This is a genomic window from Agrobacterium radiobacter (assembly GCF_040801995.1).
In the GTDB taxonomy this organism is placed as follows: Bacteria; Pseudomonadota; Alphaproteobacteria; order Rhizobiales; family Rhizobiaceae; genus Agrobacterium; species Agrobacterium radiobacter.
Map to the genome: position 1 here is coordinate 1636507 of NZ_JBEGHX010000001.1, position 17179 is coordinate 1653685.

15 protein-coding genes and 1 tRNA gene are annotated in these 17179 nt (G+C 59.4%); 6 read left to right on the plus strand and 10 right to left on the minus strand.

The annotated features are described in order from the left end of the window. The first annotated feature begins 34 nt into the window (after positions 1 to 34). On the plus strand, positions 35 to 643 hold the full coding sequence (locus MRBLRC7O_RS08300; RefSeq protein ID WP_003507614.1) for a DUF922 domain-containing Zn-dependent protease: 609 nt from the start codon (positions 35 to 37) through the stop codon (positions 641 to 643). 7 nt (positions 644 to 650) lie between these two features. On the opposite strand, the gene MRBLRC7O_RS08305 is transcribed toward MRBLRC7O_RS08300, so the two are convergent. Next, positions 651 to 1253, minus strand: a complete 603-nt coding sequence (locus tag MRBLRC7O_RS08305) for a J domain-containing protein (RefSeq protein ID WP_003507613.1) — start codon at positions 1251 to 1253, stop codon at positions 651 to 653. A gap of 395 nt (positions 1254 to 1648) precedes the next feature. On the opposite strand from MRBLRC7O_RS08305, the gene MRBLRC7O_RS08310 reads away from it, so the two are divergent. Both MRBLRC7O_RS08310 and MRBLRC7O_RS08315 read left to right on the plus strand, forming a co-directional pair. Continuing rightward, entirely contained in the window at positions 1649 to 2002 is a 354-nt protein-coding gene (locus tag MRBLRC7O_RS08310) for a nuclear transport factor 2 family protein (protein ID WP_003507612.1), read from the plus strand. A 90-nt stretch (positions 2003 to 2092) separates the two neighbouring features. Beyond that, positions 2093 to 2938 (plus strand): hypothetical protein, encoded by an 846-nt coding sequence (locus MRBLRC7O_RS08315; RefSeq protein ID WP_162690857.1) that lies wholly within the window; start codon positions 2093 to 2095, stop codon positions 2936 to 2938. 469 nt (positions 2939 to 3407) lie between these two features. Here the strand turns inward: MRBLRC7O_RS08315 and MRBLRC7O_RS08320 are convergent. Then, a tRNA-Thr gene (locus MRBLRC7O_RS08320) sits at positions 3408 to 3483 on the minus strand. A gap of 212 nt (positions 3484 to 3695) precedes the next feature. Here MRBLRC7O_RS08320 and MRBLRC7O_RS08325 point away from each other — a divergent pair. Continuing rightward, entirely contained in the window at positions 3696 to 5435 is a 1740-nt protein-coding gene (locus MRBLRC7O_RS08325; protein WP_003507597.1) for a GGDEF domain-containing protein, read from the plus strand. 31 nt (positions 5436 to 5466) lie between these two features. Here the strand turns inward: MRBLRC7O_RS08325 and MRBLRC7O_RS08330 are convergent, their stop codons facing one another. The 5 genes from MRBLRC7O_RS08330 to MRBLRC7O_RS08350 form a co-directional block, all read right to left on the minus strand. Continuing rightward, positions 5467 to 6576 (minus strand): endonuclease/exonuclease/phosphatase family protein, encoded by a 1110-nt coding sequence (locus tag MRBLRC7O_RS08330; protein ID WP_003507596.1) that lies wholly within the window; start codon positions 6574 to 6576, stop codon positions 5467 to 5469. A gap of 267 nt (positions 6577 to 6843) precedes the next feature. Further along, on the minus strand, positions 6844 to 7869 hold the full coding sequence (locus MRBLRC7O_RS08335; RefSeq protein WP_080866271.1) for an ABC transporter ATP-binding protein: 1026 nt from the start codon (positions 7867 to 7869) through the stop codon (positions 6844 to 6846). Then, positions 7857 to 9551 carry an ABC transporter permease gene (locus tag MRBLRC7O_RS08340; protein ID WP_060726381.1) on the minus strand — a complete coding sequence of 565 codons (1695 nt, stop codon included), beginning with the start codon at positions 9549 to 9551 and terminating at the stop codon, positions 7857 to 7859. The genes MRBLRC7O_RS08335 and MRBLRC7O_RS08340 overlap by 13 nt, the downstream gene beginning before the upstream one ends. Before the next feature lie 9 nt (positions 9552 to 9560). After that, the gene (locus MRBLRC7O_RS08345) at positions 9561 to 10544 is read right to left on the minus strand and encodes an ABC transporter substrate-binding protein (RefSeq protein WP_080866272.1); all 984 of its coding nucleotides are present in this window, start codon (positions 10542 to 10544) and stop codon (positions 9561 to 9563) included. Between the two features lie 327 nt (positions 10545 to 10871). Beyond that, positions 10872 to 12116: an aminotransferase-like domain-containing protein gene (locus MRBLRC7O_RS08350; protein ID WP_367727410.1), complete on the minus strand. Its 1245-nt coding sequence runs from the start codon at positions 12114 to 12116 to the stop codon at positions 10872 to 10874. A gap of 273 nt (positions 12117 to 12389) precedes the next feature. On the opposite strand from MRBLRC7O_RS08350, the gene MRBLRC7O_RS08355 reads away from it, so the two are divergent. Together MRBLRC7O_RS08355 and MRBLRC7O_RS08360 are read left to right on the plus strand one after the other, a co-directional pair. Beyond that, on the plus strand, positions 12390 to 12842 hold the full coding sequence (locus tag MRBLRC7O_RS08355) for an RbsD/FucU family protein (RefSeq protein WP_060726384.1): 453 nt from the start codon (positions 12390 to 12392) through the stop codon (positions 12840 to 12842). A 107-nt stretch (positions 12843 to 12949) separates the two neighbouring features. Next, positions 12950 to 13981, plus strand: coding sequence for an endonuclease/exonuclease/phosphatase family protein (locus MRBLRC7O_RS08360; RefSeq protein WP_080866274.1), 1032 nt, complete (start codon positions 12950 to 12952; stop codon positions 13979 to 13981). Positions 13982 to 14062: 81 nt separating this feature from the next. Here the strand turns inward: MRBLRC7O_RS08360 and ilvC are convergent, their stop codons facing one another. The 3 genes from ilvC to MRBLRC7O_RS08375 form a co-directional block, all read right to left on the minus strand. Next, entirely contained in the window at positions 14063 to 15082 is a 1020-nt protein-coding gene (ilvC, locus tag MRBLRC7O_RS08365) for a ketol-acid reductoisomerase (protein WP_046798127.1), read from the minus strand. A 49-nt stretch (positions 15083 to 15131) separates the two neighbouring features. Then, positions 15132 to 15785 (minus strand): TetR/AcrR family transcriptional regulator, encoded by a 654-nt coding sequence (locus tag MRBLRC7O_RS08370; RefSeq protein ID WP_080866275.1) that lies wholly within the window; start codon positions 15783 to 15785, stop codon positions 15132 to 15134. Between the two features lie 394 nt (positions 15786 to 16179). Continuing rightward, a complete protein-coding gene (locus tag MRBLRC7O_RS08375; protein WP_003507579.1) occupies positions 16180 to 17085 on the minus strand; it encodes an AraC family transcriptional regulator in 906 nt (301 codons plus the stop codon). Positions 17086 to 17179: the final 94 nt, after the last annotated feature.

Here is a 17179-nt window from a genome sequence, read left to right on the forward strand (position 1 = left end):
TATCTTCGGCGCGCAAACCACCAAGGATCGATGCGTGCCCGCCCATAGTCTTTTTTCCCTTTCCGTCAGCACCGCCCTGTTGCTGAGCGCCCTTCCGCTGTCAGCGCAGTCCGCCGGCTGGAAACCCGCCGAGCAGATAAAGACCTATGCCATCAGCGGTAATTCGGGTGGTGCGCTTTACCAGTCGATCGGCGAGCGCGGCCCCACTGCCGGCGTGCAGGCCATTGCCCACACCACCTTCAAGCTGACATGGCGGCGCGATTACCGCCCGCAGCCGGATGGTGCCTGTATTCTCGCCACAGCAAGGCCCAATCTCACCATCATCTATACCTGGCCGAAAGCGCCGGCCAATCTGCCGCCCGCCGTCGCCGCCAGCTGGAAGACCTTCATTTCCGGCGTGGAAACCCATGAGCGCGTCCATGGCGAACACATCCTCGACATGGTGAAAAAGATCGAGGCCTTCAGCACCGGCCTGAGGGCGGAAAACGATCCCAAATGCCAGAAGGTACGCGTCGTGCTGCAGCAGCGGCTGGGCGAGCTTTCCAACGAACAGCGCCAGCGCGGCCGCGATTTCGACCGCGACGAGCTTTCCCCGGGCGGACGGGTGCACCAGCTCATTCTCGCCCTCGTCAACGGTCCGTGACGGGCGCTTACTCCGCCGCCTCGCCTTTCAGCAAGGGCTCGGCCAGCATCACGCTTTCCAGCTCGTAGGAATAGCCCTCGAGCATCGTATAGGCCTGTTCGATCGCCTCGATCTGAGCTTCGGCGTTGCGGATCGCTTCAGCGATGGACTGGCTGCGGGCGCGCAGCATGGAACTCAGCACATCGGTTTCCGGCTTGCGGCCAAGACGGTCCATATGTTTGCGAACCCGGGTGCGGTGCCGTTCCAGTTCGAGAATATGGAAACGGCTTTTCAGAATATCATCGGTCAGCTTGCGGCGCATGGCGGCCACGGGGTCGAAACTGCCGGGCTCGCGTTCGTCCAGAATGAACTCATTGACCAGCGTTTCCAGCATCAGCAGGCCCTTCAGGTCCTTGGCGTCGGCAAGCTGCGGATCATAGCCGGTATCGTCGAACACCTTGCGGCGCACCGGATCCTTCAGAAGCTCATAGGCGGTTTGCAGGCGCGCGAACTGCTCGGCATCGCCACCGCTGTCGGGATGGGCGGCCTTGGCCACCTTGCGGTAAGCCGATTTGATCGCCGCCTCGTCGGCATCGCGCTCCACGCCAAGCAAAACATAGGGATCAATCACAAAAACACCTTCAAACGCAAACTGTTACCCGCACACCTGATGCCACCCTCATAAGGCCTGCGAGTGGATCATAGGCCAAATCCGCCCGGCACGGCACCCCGCCCCGGCGGTTAAACCGGCAAAGCCCACACAAAAGCCTTGCCGCAGGCGGCAGGACGACCGGCGGAAAGCCCTTGAGGCCGAATTTTGTCGGACCCAAGGCGACTATAATGACGGGCAGGACAAAATTGTGGAAAGCGGCGGCAAAACATGCCGCCCCTGCAGCACCGCATTTGCCGCAGCCGGCCCAAAACCATCCTGAAGAAAAGCGTTACCGGCGCGTTTTCAGGAGGTTATGGTGGAACCTCGCCAACGGGTGTAAGCTTGGCTTTTGGATCCTGAGGGAGGACGATCCGATGCCGCAAACCATTACCCAGACCGTCACGGACTACATCCATGCCATGGCCTATGCGGATGAAAGCCTGATGCGTGACGTTTTCGACCCGCGCGCCAGCATCGTCGGAACCTTCGAAGGCGAAATCGAATGGTTATCCCTGGAGGACTTTGTTGACCACATGCGCAAAAGCGAACGTGGCCTCCCCGATCATGATCCCGCTTTCGAAATCATGGGTATCGACAAGGAGGGCGACAGCGCCTCGGTGAAGCTGACGACCCGTTTCGACGGCATGGATTTTTATGAATATTTGTCCCTGCTGGAACGCGACGGCAACTGGTCGATCGTGCACAAGCTTTATCACGTAAAGCCATAGGGATTTTTAAAACCGCCACCCCGCTTTGTGCGCTTCTGCCCGCTCGCGTTCCACTCTCAGCGACGGGCCATAATTGCGATTCTGGTTGCTTTGCCGCTGGAAGAACTAAAACAGATCGCTGTAGATCGCCGTTATCCAGAGCGCGTTAACGAAGAGCCAGACAACACCGAGCCACATAATTTTGCGGCTGCTATCGGTTCTCATTGCCACAACAGCAATCAGCAGGCCGCCGACTATCCTTGCCAGATACCATGGCCCGAGCTGTTCAAAGTGTTCCTTCCCCTTGATGTAGGTGTCCATCAGATCGAAGACGAACGACGCGGCAAACAAGGCAAAAAACGCATGTCGCCTGCGCACGAAAAAACTTTCCCGCTCGGACAACTCCTGAATATGATCGGGATAAAGCAGCGTCGACATCAAAAAGAAGAGCGACGTGTAAACCAGAACGAAGATGTAGATCCAGAAATTCCAGTTATGGATGAGCCGCAGGGCAAACTCCCACCACCAGAAGTGGACCGCTCCAAGAAGCAGGACAATCGACCAGACGATCTGCGCGTGCATGCGATCGGTTTTTTGCGGCTCCTGCAACCTTCTGGAAAGACCAGACAAAACTCTGGTGATTGCCAAGCCGAGGATGAGGCTTACCAATATCCGCAAATGACCGTATGCATCCATTGGAAGCGCCCGCTGTTGCTCAACTTATCGCTGAACAATATGCTTAAACCCGCAGGCTTTACAATCATCCTGAAAGACCAGGCAATAAAGGGGTCTGTCTCGCGCCCCAGACTAAGCGGCAATCCCGTCGCCCTGTTGGGCGAATTGTTGCCGCATCACTGGGATCGACCGACCAATCCGAGGCGCCAAGGACATATTCGGCGGGCGCTTACGATCCGCCGTTTTTCTTTTCGTTCTTCGCTTGATCGTGGTGCCACTTAATGGCGAAGAACATGCCCGTGCCTAACACGAGAATCTTGAGCGGAAAGACGACTATAGGGAACCAGTCTACCCAATCCCAATCCATCATTTGCATATTTCCAGGCTGTTACTTGACACTATCTGTCGTGAGGAGCGCTACCTCAAAACTGCTGCTGCAACAACTTCATATGCGCGGTCTTTTTGACGCAGCCCCGCCGCTCCGCTTCATCTGCGGCTGTCGTATCCGCCGCGCCCGCCAATCGAAAAACTTGCTTTCCCTGGCGAAAACCGTGCCCGCGCCCCGCTCGAAATTCTTGTCTTTCTTGCTTGTGGCGTCTTGGTGAATTCATTCGGACAGAACTGGACGCCAAGCGGCTTCACGTCATCATGGCGCAGGGAAACGCGCTGGCGACGGAATGTAAAATGCGCCGCGCAGCAAAATGGATGATTTTGAACGACAAGATAAAACATTGATAAACAATGAGAAAACTGGTGCCCCCGACAAGGTTCGAACTCGTGACCCCCTGATTACAAATCAGGTGCTCTACCAACTGAGCTACAAGGGCAAGCCAGTGCCTTGCCAACTATCAGATTCTGACTTGGTGTAAAGCAAAAACTGTCGGCAGGCCGTCAGTCGGTTGCTTTTCCACACCGCGACGGCCCGCTTGTCCGCATGATCACTATTAAAGCAGAAGGCCCATAAAATAAGCGAAGTATTTACGCGGCGGAGATAGAATGGCCATGAACCATAACCATTCCAGCGAGAATAACGCATCAGATGCGCGCGAGCATACAGAAAATCCAGCTGACAGGCACGATCATCATTGCCGTAAGCTCCATCCTGCTGGCTACCCTTGCCGCGCTGCCCAGCGTCTCCAACTATCTGCGTTACCGGACGAATGCGCAGCAGCTTGGCCGCTTTGAAACCGCGCTCCAGTCCGCCTGGCTGGTTTCGGCAGAGCGCGGTCCTGCCAACAATCTGATGGCGTCGTCTGCCGTGGACGCAAGCCTGGTCGAAGCCCTCGCCGCGGCGCGCAAGGCGACGGACGACAAGTTGTCCCAGGTCGAGACCTCCTTCGCCGAGGAAATTAAAGCGCAACCCGGCTTGGCGAAATCGCTTGCCGAAACCCGCCAGAAGCTGGCGGATTCGCGAGAGGCGGTGGACGACGTTGCGGCCCTGTCGCCTGAAGCACGCAGCTACAGCGCCATGGCCAACGCCATTCAGTCGATGTTCAAGGCGGCGGACAGTGTCAACCTGCTTCGCGGCAGGGCTGCGCGCGCCATCATAACAAAGACGCCTGACGTGGCGATCGACATCGCCATGACCGGCACGGCCGGCGTGATGCGCGACAGGATCGGCCGCCTCGGTTCCTATGTCATCATGAGCATGCAGGCAAACCGGCAGGACAGGTTAAGCTATCGCGCAAAGTTCGACACCGAGATGCAAAGCCTGATGCTGGTGAAGTCATCATTGTGGAACTATACCGCCGCCTATCTCTCGACCCCGCGTCTGGACACCGCATTTCGTGAGTTTGAGGCCTATTATTTCGGTCAGGCGCTTCGCTATGCGCAGAATACGATTGCCATCGTCGTGCCATCTGCGCGCCCAAGCGTGCGTGAGTTTTCCGAAAGCTACATTCAGGGCATGCGGTCGTCGGACAAGCTGCGTGACCTCATTCTTGCCGAAACCCGGGCGAGAATCGAAAAGAAGAAGCAGGAAGCGCTCATCTATGGCGCAGCGTCTCTGTTAATCGCCTTCATTGCGGTTCTGGTCCTGCTTCGCCTCACATCGGTCTACAAGACAGCGCTGTTCCAGCCCATGCAGTCCGTCCGGACGCAGATCGCCGCGATAGCGGCAGGCGATCTTTCCGAGGCACACTATAAGGATGGCGTCGCTCCGGAAGTGAAGAAGATGTTCCAGGAACTTGATTTCCTGCGCGAACAGCTTCGCCAGAAAGGAGAAATGGAGGACCAGCAGCGAGCGCTGGCCGAGCAGCTGCGCAAGCTCTCCGAAACCGACGCCCTGACGGGCGTCTTCAATCGCCGCGCACTGGAAAAGGCCGTTCGCACCATCCTCAGCGGCAACGAGCAATGTCCGGCGCTGGGCGTGATGATTGTCGATATCGACCACTTCAAGTCGATCAACGACCGATACGGCCACGCCATGGGCGACCTCGCGCTGCAGAAAACGGCGAGCCTTTTGAAGGGCGCATTGCGCAAGGACGACATTCTTGCCCGATATGGCGGTGAGGAATTCGTCGTTGTGCTGCAGGATGTCAGCCACGCCACGGCGACGGCCACCGCCGACCGCCTTCGCCGCCTGATCGAGGCCCAGATCATCGATGAGCAGAGCGGCCTGTCCCTGACGGCAAGTTTCGGCGTGGTCTGGCAGGAAGCGCGTGCGATCAACAGCTGGGACGAATTGATCGCCATTGCCGACGACCGGCTTTACGAGGCCAAGCGCGCGGGCCGTAACCGGGTCTGGGCAACCTATTTCCCCAAGGTCGCGAACGGCTGAGCGACATTGCCGGCGGCAGGTTTCGCCTCGCCTATATCAGATCCAACGTCATGACCACGGGGCAATGATCGGAAGCCTTCGGGCGGTCCCATCCGGTGCGCGGATAACGTTCGACCTCCTGCCCCGGCGGGAATACCGTCCGGAAAGGCTGTCCATTGCGAATGATTTCGGGCACATGCGTGGCGTTCGTCTCGGCGAGACGCGGCGAAAGCCAGATATAGTCGAGCTGGCACAGATGCTGCTCCTGAGGACCGCGGGAATGATAAAGCGTCCAGCGGTCCATGACGTCACGGCGCATCATCGGATTGACCACGAAATCATCGGCCGTAAAAACATCAAGCGCGCTGCGCTCCTCCTCGATCGGCGCAAAGCTGTAGCCGCTGCGCCGGTCGCCGGAAATCGCAATACGCTCCTGATAGTCGTTCATATCACCGCAGATCGCGAAGTTCTTGTTACGGCTATTGCCGACACCCCAGCGGTTTTCGATGATGCGGCGAACGGCCATGGCCTCCGCCTCGCGGATAGGCATGGTGGCAAGCCGCGCATCGACCGGATCGCGGGAATTGGTCATGGATTTGAAATGCGTGACGTAGAGCGTCAACGGTTTGCCGCCGATCCTCAAATCGATTTCCAGACAATCCCGTTTGAAAATCTTGTCATCGATCTGGTTTGTGGCGGCCAGCGCAGGATTGAAGAGATCGAGATTGCGATAGGTCAGCGCCGCATGGCTCTTGATATCGACCACCTCGATCTTGTCGCCGTCTCGCGTTTCCTCGCGCATGACGACGGCGACATCGATACCGCGACTGTCATTACCCTCGACCAGATATTTCTGCAGGTAGCCATTACCGACCATGCGGTAGAGATAGCCATATTCGAAGGCCTGCAGCGCAGCCATGTTGTCGACTTCCTGCAGGCAGAGAATGTCGGCATCCGCATCGGCGATGGCGAGCGCCGAAAGCTGCCGCGTATCGTCGGTAGACGAGACCATCCGCGCGCTTTCCAGCGCCTGATAGGTTGCCTCATCCCTGATATCGAAAAGCTGGATCGCCCTGTCGCGCCGCGTCTGGTTGCGAAAGCCGGTGAAATCGAAACGGGTGAGGAGATTTTCGATATTGAAGGTGGCAAGTCGAAGCGACATGAATCAATCCTATTGCTGCGGGGAAAGCTTAGCCGGTGTCGCACCGCATCGCCAGTAGCCTAAAACACATCGCGTTTGACCAGATTGGCCCACAGAGGTGCCGTCAGGACTCCATACGCCAGTACATCTTCCATCCTCATTCCTGTGCTTGTCAGAGGAATCCGGCCGACGTGCGTCCGCGCGGCGGGGAGATTCCTTTCAGCCCAAAGACTTGGGCTGGCTGGATCCCTGTAACAAGCACAGGGATGAGGAGACGTCATTTTCAGGCTAAAGCCGCCACGCTGCACGAATGGCGACCGGCAACCGATCACCGATCGCAACCGCTTCCCGTGAATAGGCCCTGATCGCCTGCCCGTCCGGCAGATCGAGACGCAGGGCATAACGCTCGCCCTCGTAAAGAACCGAGGTGACAGTGCAGGTAATCCCCTCAGCATCCCGCACCACATCCTGCGGCCGCACCAGAATATCCATCTGCGATGCTGCTCCGCTCTCCATCGCCGCACGAAGCCCCGGCCAGTCGAGATCCCGCGAAGCGCCTTCCCGCAAGGGCACCGTCAGGATCGCCCCCTGCCCCACCAGAGAACCGACAAGCCTGCCCTCCGGCCGCGCATAAAGCTCCGCCGGCGGCGCGACCTGCAGCAGCTTGCCATGCGACATGACCGCGACATCAGTTGCGAGCGCCATGGCTTCGGCCTGGTCATGGGTGACATAGATCATCGTCGCGCCGGAGCGTGCGTGAAACTCGCGGAAGGTCTCCTCCATCTCCTGCCGCAGATGGCGGTCGAGATTGGCGAGCGGTTCGTCAAGCAGCACCACATCGGGCTCGGTGACGAGGCAGCGGGCGAGCGCCACACGCTGCCGCTGCCCGCCGGACAATTCGGCGGGACGGCGATCAGCAAAGCTTTCGAGGCGAACGGCGGCCAGCGCCTGTCGCACCTTCTCGCGATATTTCTCTCCCGAAATACCGCGCACCTTCAAGGGATAACCGGCATTGTCGGCGACCGACATATGCGGCCACAGCGCATAGGACTGGAACACCATCACCATGTTGCGCCGCTCCGGCGGCACCATGCTGTCGGCATCGGCCAGCACCCGCTCGCCGAGCAGGATGGAACCATCAGTCGGCTGTTCGAACCCGGCGATCATGCGCAGCACCGTCGTCTTGCCGCAACCGGAAGGTCCGAGCAGCGCCAGGAAACCGCCATCACGCACCGTCAGCGACACATCGTCAACGGCGGGCTTCGACCCCGCACCAAAAATTTTGGATAGGCGATTGAGGATCAGTTTCGCCACGGGACGACTCCTTTCGGCAGATAGCGCCCCAGAATTTCGAGCAGCAGCATGAGAAAAATCACCATGATGACAACGAGCACCGAAAGCGCCGAGGCGAGATCGAAGCTGCCGCTGTCATCGAGGTTGTAGATGAGGACGCCGAGCGTCTGCGTGCCAGCCGACCACAGCAGCGCCGAGACCGTCAGTTCATTGCAGGCGATCAGGAAAACGAGAATGACGGAAGCGCCTGCCGCCGGCCCGACCAGCGGCAGGATTATATCCTTGAGCCGCCTCCAGAAACCCGCGCCGGACAGCCGCGCCGCCTCTTCCAGCGATGGATCGAATTGCAGGAAGGCGCTGACCATCGGTTTCAGGCTGACCGCGAAGAAGGAGGAGAAATAGGCGAGCAGGATGATCCAGATCGTGCCGTAGAGCGTCACGCCGAGGAGCGGGATCGGGGCCGCGAAAAGCAGCACGAAGGAAACGGAAATAACCACGCCCGGAAGCGCATAGGGAATATCCACCAGCGCCGAGAGCAGGAACATGAAGCGGCTCTTGCCACGCACGAGGAAGTAGGCCGTCAGCACCGTCACCGCCAGCAGGCAAAGTGATGTGGCAGTCGCCAGAAACAGCGAATTACGGAAGGCCGTGCGGGTCACGCTCTGCCGGTAAAGCAGTTCCTCATAGGCATGCAGTGTCGCGGTCTTGAGGCTGAGCGGCACGCCGTAGGCGGGCGCGAGCGAACTTGCCACCAGTGCCGCAAGCGGCGCCACCAGCATGAAGAACAACACGAGCCACAGGGCAAGCTCCGCCGGCACCCGCCACCGCGCCAGCCCAAAAGTCGCCGCCTTGCCGGAAAGGCCGATGATGCGATAGTCCCTGCCCTTCATCGCCCGTTCCTGCAAAGCAAGCCCGGCCACGGAAATGATGGCGATCATGGTGGAGAGAATGGCGATATCGCCGAAGGTGCTGGTGCCGAAACTGGCGAAACGGCTGTAGATCAGCGTCGGCAGGGTAAAGATCGAGGCGGGAATGCCGAGGATCGCCGGAATGCCGAAATTGCCGACATTGGACACGAATGAGATTGCCGCCCCGGCGATCAATCCCGGTGTCGAAAGCGGCAGGATGATATCGAACAACACACGGCGCGGTGAAGCACCCGAGAGCTTGGCGGCCTCGATACCATCCTGTGGCAAGGCCAGCAGACCCGCGCGCAGCGACAGATAGACGAGCGGCGCATGCTGCACGCCGAGCAACAGCGCGATGCCGGCAGTGGAATAAAGCGGCTGCGGCGATCCCATCGCCGGCGCAAGGCCGATGGCCTTCAAAAGCGTGCTTGACGGGCCGGTCATGCCGATCCACGACAGCGCCGTCACCTGCGGCGGGATCATCATCGGCAGCATGAACAGAAAGCTCAAGATCGACTTGCCGCGTATGTCGCAGAGCGTCAGCGAAAGCGCAAAGGCGCCGCCGATGCCAAGCGAAATCAGCATGCCGAAAAACGAGGTGGAAAGCGTGTTCAGCGCCGCATCCCACAGGGCCGGATCGGCCAGAAGTCGCCATATGTCACCATTGAGTGACGAAATGATGCCGGTATAGGCGAGCCGCCCGAGCGGCAGGGCGCTCAGCGCAAAAACAACGCTGACCACAAAAGGAAACAGCCAGCGCGGCTGGCTGCTTCCATAGGCATTGGAACGGGTCATTCCGCTTTATCAGCCCTTAGAGCCGAAGATATCGGAGAAGGTCTTCAGGTCCTGTCCGGAGTTCTTCAACGCATCAGCAGCGTTGAGCGGCAGAACCTTGAGCTTGTCGCGGGCCGGGAAACCTTCCGGCATGCCGGCGTCGGCGCGCGCGGGAATGTAACCGAGCTTGACGAAGCCCTGCTGGCCCTTTTCGGAAAGCACGTAGTCAACGAACTTCTTGGCTGCTTCCTCGTGCTTGGTGCCCTTGATGATCGCGACCGGCTCGGTGACAGCAGAAACGCCCTCTTCCGGGAAGACGAACTCGACCGGCGCGCCCTTGGCCTTTTCGCGGATCGGCATGTAGTCGACGACCACGCCATAGGCCTTTTCGCCCGATGCGACGGACTTCAGGACCGCGCCGTTGCCGCCGCCGGCAATGGCTTCATTGGCCTTCAGCTGCTTGTAATAATCCCAGCCAAGATCCTTAACGGCGGCGAGTGTCTGCGCATGGATCAGCGCGGCACCCGAGGTCAGCGGGCTCGGCATGGTCACGAGACCCTTGGCTTCCGCCTTCGCCAGATCCTTCCAGCTGGTCGGCTTCATCGCGGCAGCGGTGTTGTACATGATGCCTGTTGTGATGAGCTTGGTGGAATAATAGAAGCCATCCGCATCATAGAGCGAGGCATCGATATTCTTGGCTTCAGGGGACTTGTGAGCCAGAAGCTGGCCGGCCTGCTTCATGCGCTCCAGCGTTACCGTGTCGGCGATCAGCAGTACGTCGGCAACCGGATTGCCGGCATTGATCTCGGCCATCAGCTTGGCCATGATCTTCGGCGTCCCGTCACGCACCCATTCAACTTCGAGACCCGGATTGGCGGCCTTGAAACCATCAACGGTCGCCTGCGCGTCCTCGTTCGGCTGGCTGGTATAAAGCACCAGATCGGCGGCATTGGCGGCTGTGGCGATGAAGCCGAGCGATACGATGGCGGTGAAAGCGGAGAGCAGCGTTTTCATGGGTCCAGTCCCTGTTGTTCGGTGGGACCGCTAAAACATGATTGCATAACATGTATGTGACAGGCAGGATTTTAGAGGTGTAATCCCTAGGGTTCGTCGGGATTGAGAGTAACAATGCTCCTTGGCGCTTGCGGCTTACCCCCCTCTGCCCTGCCGGGCATCTCCCCCTTAAGGGGGGAGATCGATTTGCGGCAAGGTTTCGCCTATCTCAACGCTTTAGAATGAAGTGGCAGGAGAGCGTCTTGCCGATCTCCCCCCTTGAGGGGGAGATGCCCGGCAGGGCAGAGGGGGGTGAAGCCGCAACCTCTGTAACTGCCGGAAAGTCACTCAAATCGCCGGAACCACCTCGCCCGTAGTTGCCTGCGCGGTCGCGATCAACCGCCCAAGCCGCTTCATGCCTTCCTCGATCATCGCCTCGTTAGCGCAGGAGAAGCTGATACGCAGCGTATTCGTGCCGGAACCATCCGCGAAGAAAGCGCGGCCAGGAACGAAGGCGACTTTTTCCGTAGCGATGGACTTTGCCAGCAGTGCGGCCCCATCCATGCCTTCCGGTAGGGTCACCCAGATGAACATGCCACCTTCCGGCTTCGTCCAGCGCGTGCCCTTCGGCATATATTTGTCGAGTGCGGCCAGCATCGCATCACGGCGGGCGCTGTAAGCAGCCTTGATCTTGGCAACCTGTTTGTCGAAGCCGCGCGAGGCGACCCGTTCGATGGCGATCTGGTTGATTGTCGAGGAATGCAGGTCGGCGGCCTGCTTCATCAGCACCAGCTTGCGGATAACAGGCGCAGACGCGACGATGTAGCCGACGCGAAGGCCGGGTGCGAGCGTCTTGGAGAAACTGCCGCAATAGATGGTGCGGGTATTCTCGATGCCGCCCGAGCGGGCGATATCGAGCGCCATGATCGGCGGAACAGCCTCGCCATCGTAACGCAGCGACTGGTAAGCAGCGTCTTCGATGACGGCGATGTCAAGCTCATCGGCCAGCGCCAGAACCTTTTCGCGGCCGGCCAGATCGACGGTTTCCCCGGTCGGATTGGAGAAATCGGCCGAGAGATAAGCGAACTTCACCGCGCCGCCGAGCTTGGCCGCGGTTTCGCGGTATGCCTCGGGCGTGTGGTTGCCGCCGGGGTTCAGCTGGTCGTAATTCGGCTCATAGGCGTTGAAGGCGGAAAGGGCGCCGAGATAGGTCGGCCAGGTGACCAGCGCTGTATCCTTCGGCGACAGGAACAGCTTGCCGAGATAATCGAGACCCTGCTGCGAACCGGAAACGATGAAGACGTTATCGGCAGTGCATTCGATGCCGATGTTGTCCATCTCGCCGGCCAGCCATTCGCGCAGCGGCTTGTAACCTTCGCTCACCGAATATTGCAGCGCTGCATTGACCTGCGCGCCGGAAAAAATTTCCGCGTAAGCCTGCTGGAATTCCTCTGCGGGGAAAAGAGCCGGGTCCGGAATGCCGCCGGCAAAGGAGATGATATCGGGCTGCTCGAGCAGCTTCAGCAGCTCGCGGATTTCAGACGCTTTCATGCGCGAAGAGCGCGTGGCGAAAATTTGTTCCCAATCAAGCATGGGTACGTTTCCTCTTGTGTCGTTTTTATGCGTGCATCTTTACAGAAATGTCGATACGTCAGCAATACTGACTTATCAGTTTTTCGAATTATTTCTGCCTCCCTGCACATTGTCCGCAACCGGCCCCTCTTGAGGCCCGATTTTGCGGACAAAGCCAAATACACCCTTGCGCAAAGCTTCACAATCACACCTTTGCGATTGACGCGACATGGTTTTCCGGCTGGATTGCGCGCGCGCCGCAACGCGGCGAAAGCATCATGGGAGTTTGACGACATGCTGAAAAATATCGACCCGGCGCTGAACGCCGACGTTCTGCACGCGCTGCGCGCCATGGGTCACGGCGATACGCTGGTGATCTCCGACACCAACTTCCCTTCCGATTCGGTTGCCCGCCAGACGACTGTCGGCAAGGTGCTGCATATCGACAATGTCTCTGCAGCCCGCGCCATGAAAGCCATCCTGTCCGTCCTGCCGCTCGACACGCCGCTGCAGCCCTCGGTCGGTCGCATGGAAGTGATGGGCGCGCCCGATCAGCTGGAGCCGGTGCAGGCCGAGGTGCAGAAGGAAATCGACGCGGCGGAAGGAAAATCCGCCCCCATGTACGGCATCGAACGCTTCGCCTTCTACGAAAAAGCCAAACAGGCCTATTGCGTCATCACAACAGGCGAAACCCGGTTCTATGGCTGCTTCCTGCTGACGAAGGGTGTCATTCCGCCGGCCGAATAAGGCCGGGAACCGGAAAATTCGCCAGCCGCCGGCCTTCATGACAATTTCAAGTTGTTGTGGCAAAAACTTCCACTAGGCTTGAAAAACCAACCGGAGGTGTGCGGATCATGACCCAATATGTCCTGGCGTTCTGGAATGTCGAAAACCTGTTTGCGCCGGAGGGCTATCCGGCGCGCGAGCCGTGGATTGCCGAGCGGCTGAAGAACGATCTGAAAGGCTGGACAGAGGACCTGTTCAGGACCAAGGTCAGGCAGCTCGGTCTGATCATAAGTCAGATCGGCGGTGCGGGACCGGATCTGCTCGGTGTGTGCGAAGTCGAGAACCGTTTCGTGCTGGAGACGCTGGCGGAACATCTGAACGACCTCATGCCCACGCGCGCCTATCGCGTCGTGCACGCCGATTCCAGCAAGGACCAGCGCGGCATCGACACCGCCTTCATCTACGACAGCAAAAAGCTGCTGATCAACGAAAACGAGATTTTCAGCCATTTCGTGATGCGCCGCACCGGCACACGCGACATTACCCAATGCACCTTCATCACCAAGGGCGGCCGCCAGCTTATCGCGCTCTCCAATCACTGGCCGTCGCGCTCGGGCGGCGCGGTGGAAAGCGCCGGTTTTCGCATGACCGCCGGTGAAACGCTGGGTTACTGGCACCAGCGGATCAGGGAAGAGAAAGGCAACGACATCGCCGTCATCGCTTTCGGCGATTTCAACGACGACCCTTCCGATGCATCGCTGCGCTATCACGCCAATTCCACCCGCGAGCGCGACGATGTCGAAAGCTCGCAATCGGCCATGTTCTACAATCTCACCTGGAATTATCTGCGCCAGCCGGTGGTGGATTCCGTCGGCACGGCAAGAACGATCTACGGCACGCTCTATTTTAACGGAGATGCCAATATCTTCGATCAGATCCTCGTCTCCCGATCACTTCTGAGCGGCAGCAGCGGCTTCAAGGTGCACGAGGAAACCGCGAAAATCGAAGCGATTGCCGCCATGGTCAGCCATAGCAAGAACGAGGGACCGATCCGCTTCGGTCTTTCGAAAGGCGATGCGGTCAAAAACGTCAATCTCGGCGGATTTTCCGATCACTTCCCGGTTTCGGTGGTTATCGAGGAAGACGACGCGATCGTGTGACCGGGAGCCCTCTCAGCCGGACAATACAGAAAAGGCCGGAGCTTTCGCCCCGGCCTTCCAATCTTCCATCAGCAATGAAGCTTAGTTGACAGCCTTGTCGACCAGCTTGTTCTTGCCGATCCAGGGCATCATGCCGCGCAGCTTTGCGCCGACTTCTTCGATCTGGTGGGCGTCGTTGTTGCGACGGATACCCTTGAAGCGGGCGCCGCCGGCCTTCCATTCCTGCATCCACTCGGAGGTGAACTTGCCGGTCTGGATGTCGTGCAGAACGCGCTTCATTTCAGCCTTGGTGTCGGCAGTGATGATGCGCGGACCGGTGACGTATTCGCCCCACTCGGCCGTGTTGGAGATCGAGTAGTTCATGTTGGCGATGCCGCCTTCATAGATCAGGTCTACGATCAGCTTCACTTCGTGCAGGCACTCGAAATAGGCCATCTCAGGTGCGTAACCGGCTTCGACCAGGGTTTCGAAACCGGCGCGGATCAGCTCGACCAGACCGCCGCAAAGAACGACCTGTTCGCCGAAGAGGTCGGTTTCGCACTCTTCCTTGAAGTTGGTTTCGATGATGCCCGAACGGCCGCCGCCAACGCCGCAGGCGTAGGAGAGAGCGAGTTCAAGGGCGTTGCCGGAAGCGTTCTGGTGAACGGCAACGAGGCAGGGAACGCCGCCGCCCTTCTGGTATTCGCCGCGAACCGTGTGGCCGGGGCCCTTCGGTGCGATCATGACGACGTCCAGCGAAGCCTTCGGCTCGATGAGGCCGAAGTGAACGTTGAGGCCGTGTGCGAAAGCGATGGCTGCGCCGTCGCGGATATTGCCGGCGATGTCGGCCTTGTAGATGTCGGCCTGGAGTTCGTCCGGCGTCGCCATCATCAGGAGGTCGCCCCACTTGGCGGCTTCGGCAACGGTCATGACCTTGAAGCCGTCGGCTTCGGCCTTCTTGACGGTCGGCGAACCGGCCTTCAGAGCGATGACGACGTTCTTGGCGCCGGAATCCTTGAGGTTCAGCGCATGGGCGCGGCCCTGGGAGCCGTAACCAACGATGACGACATTCTTGGACTTGATGAGATTGAGATCGGCATCACGATCATAATAAACGCGCATTTTATGGTCCTTCCCTAATGCTTGTCTCTCAGTTGTCTGAACCGGAATCTCAGGCGGGTTTGCCGCTGAGTTCCGAATGTACCTTTTCCGTGCCGTAGAGGGTCAGAAAGGCGACGACCGCCTTCTTCGCCCGGGCGGAAAAATCCTTGTCCGGCGCCTCGCCCAGCAGCATGCGCACATGCAGATCCGAAACGATGAGACCGTAAAAACTGCGATATGCCTCCTCGGCATCATCGAAACGCAGGTAACCCGAACGGCGACCCGCCTCGATCAGCCCGCGGGCGCGGCGGTCGATCTGGCGACGGCCGCGTTCCAGCAGCAGATCGCCGAGCTTCGAACCGTCACGGCTCGCCTGCCCTATCGCCAGACGGTTGAGCGCCAGCGACACCTCGCCCGCCAGCACATCAAGCAGATCATGCGCGAAAACCTCGAGGTGATCGGCAAGCTGCGGCGCAGACACGCGGTCGCCCGCCTTTTCGAAGGTGCGGACCTTGCTTTGCTGAAAGGTGATCATTGCTGCCAGCAGGCCATCGCGATCACCGAACCACTTGTAGAGGCTTTCCTTGGAACAGTTGGCCGCACGCGCCAGACCGGATGTGGTGAGCGCTTTCTCGCCGCCCTCGACCAATAGACGCAATGCCTGATCCAGAACGGCGTTCTGGCGCGGCGAAAATTCCTGCGCTGTGATCGGGTCGGAAGCCAAGTCTTTTCCACTCCAGGGGCTCGATTAATGTACCGTACGGTACGGTTCGAGCGCCATTTAAGCGGAGGCAGCTGTCCGGTCAAGCGGATTCTTGAGAGGAGGACGAAAATTGACGCGCTGTTGCGCAGTGTGAATGGGAGCGGGGGGCTCCAGGGGGTTATGCGTTCGTAGCGTGTCCGATGGCGCGTGGGACTTACCCCCCTCTGCCCTGCCGGGCATCTCCCCCACAGGTGGGGAGATCGATATGCGGCTAAGCTTCGCCCATCGCAATGGTAGAGAATGAAGCGACGCCAAAGCCGCTTGCCGATCTCCCTCCTTGTGGGGGAGATGCCCGGCAGGGCAGAGGGGGGTAAGTCCGACGCGCCATCGACCCGCTATGAATGGACAGTCCCTTCTACCCCGCCACAATTTCACGCGAGGCATCGACATCACGCGACGGCGACAGCCCGTAGAAGCGGCTATATTCACGACTGAACTGCGAAGGGCTCTGGTAACCGACGCGATGTCCGGCAGTGCCCGCATCCAGCCGCTCCAGCAGCATCAGCCGGCGCGCCTCATGCAGGCGCAATTGCTTCTGGTACTGAACCGGCGTCATGGCCGTGATCGTTTTGAAATGATGATGGAAGGAGGACACGCTCATGCCGATATGCTCCGCAAGATCCTCGACGCGCAGCTGGCGCGCGAAATTCTCGCGCAGCCAGGCAATGGCGCGGGCGATCCGGTTGCCGTGGCTGCCGGCCGCGATGATGTTCATCAGCTGCCCACCCGCCGGTCCGGTCAGGATGCGGTAGAGGATTTCCTGCTCGATCAGCGGCGCCATTGCCGCAATGTCCGCCGGGCGGTCGAGCAGGCGCATCAGCCGGATGGCCGCATCGAGCAGCTCCGGCGTGGCGGCATTGACGACGATGCCGCGCTGCGCGTTCGCCGGCTCCGCAGGCGGGTCGATAGGCACGCGCCGCATGAGATCGAGCAGCTTTTCACTATCGATCGCAAGCGCGATGCAAAAATGCGGAACCTCCTTGCTCGCCTCCACCACGCGCCAGGCAACCGGCAGGTCAAGCGATGTCAGGAGATAGTCGCCCGCACCGTAATTGATGGTGTCCGTTCCCAGCTGGACGCTTTTCGATCCCTGGATCACCAGTGCGAAACAGGGGCGGTAGCTGCCGTGGCACGGCGCGCTGGGCGTCGTGCGTCGGCTGATGCCGAGAGATTCGATCGCCGTCTGCACCTCGCCGTCGCTTGTGGCATATCGCGCGGCGATGGAGGCGATCTCCTGATAGAGATTAAACGGCAAGGACATAGGGGAATTCCCTTAACTGAAGGAGGAAATGCAGCGGATGTCATTTATCTAGAAAGCCTCCCGGCCCGCGCAAAGAGCACGCCCGCATATTTTT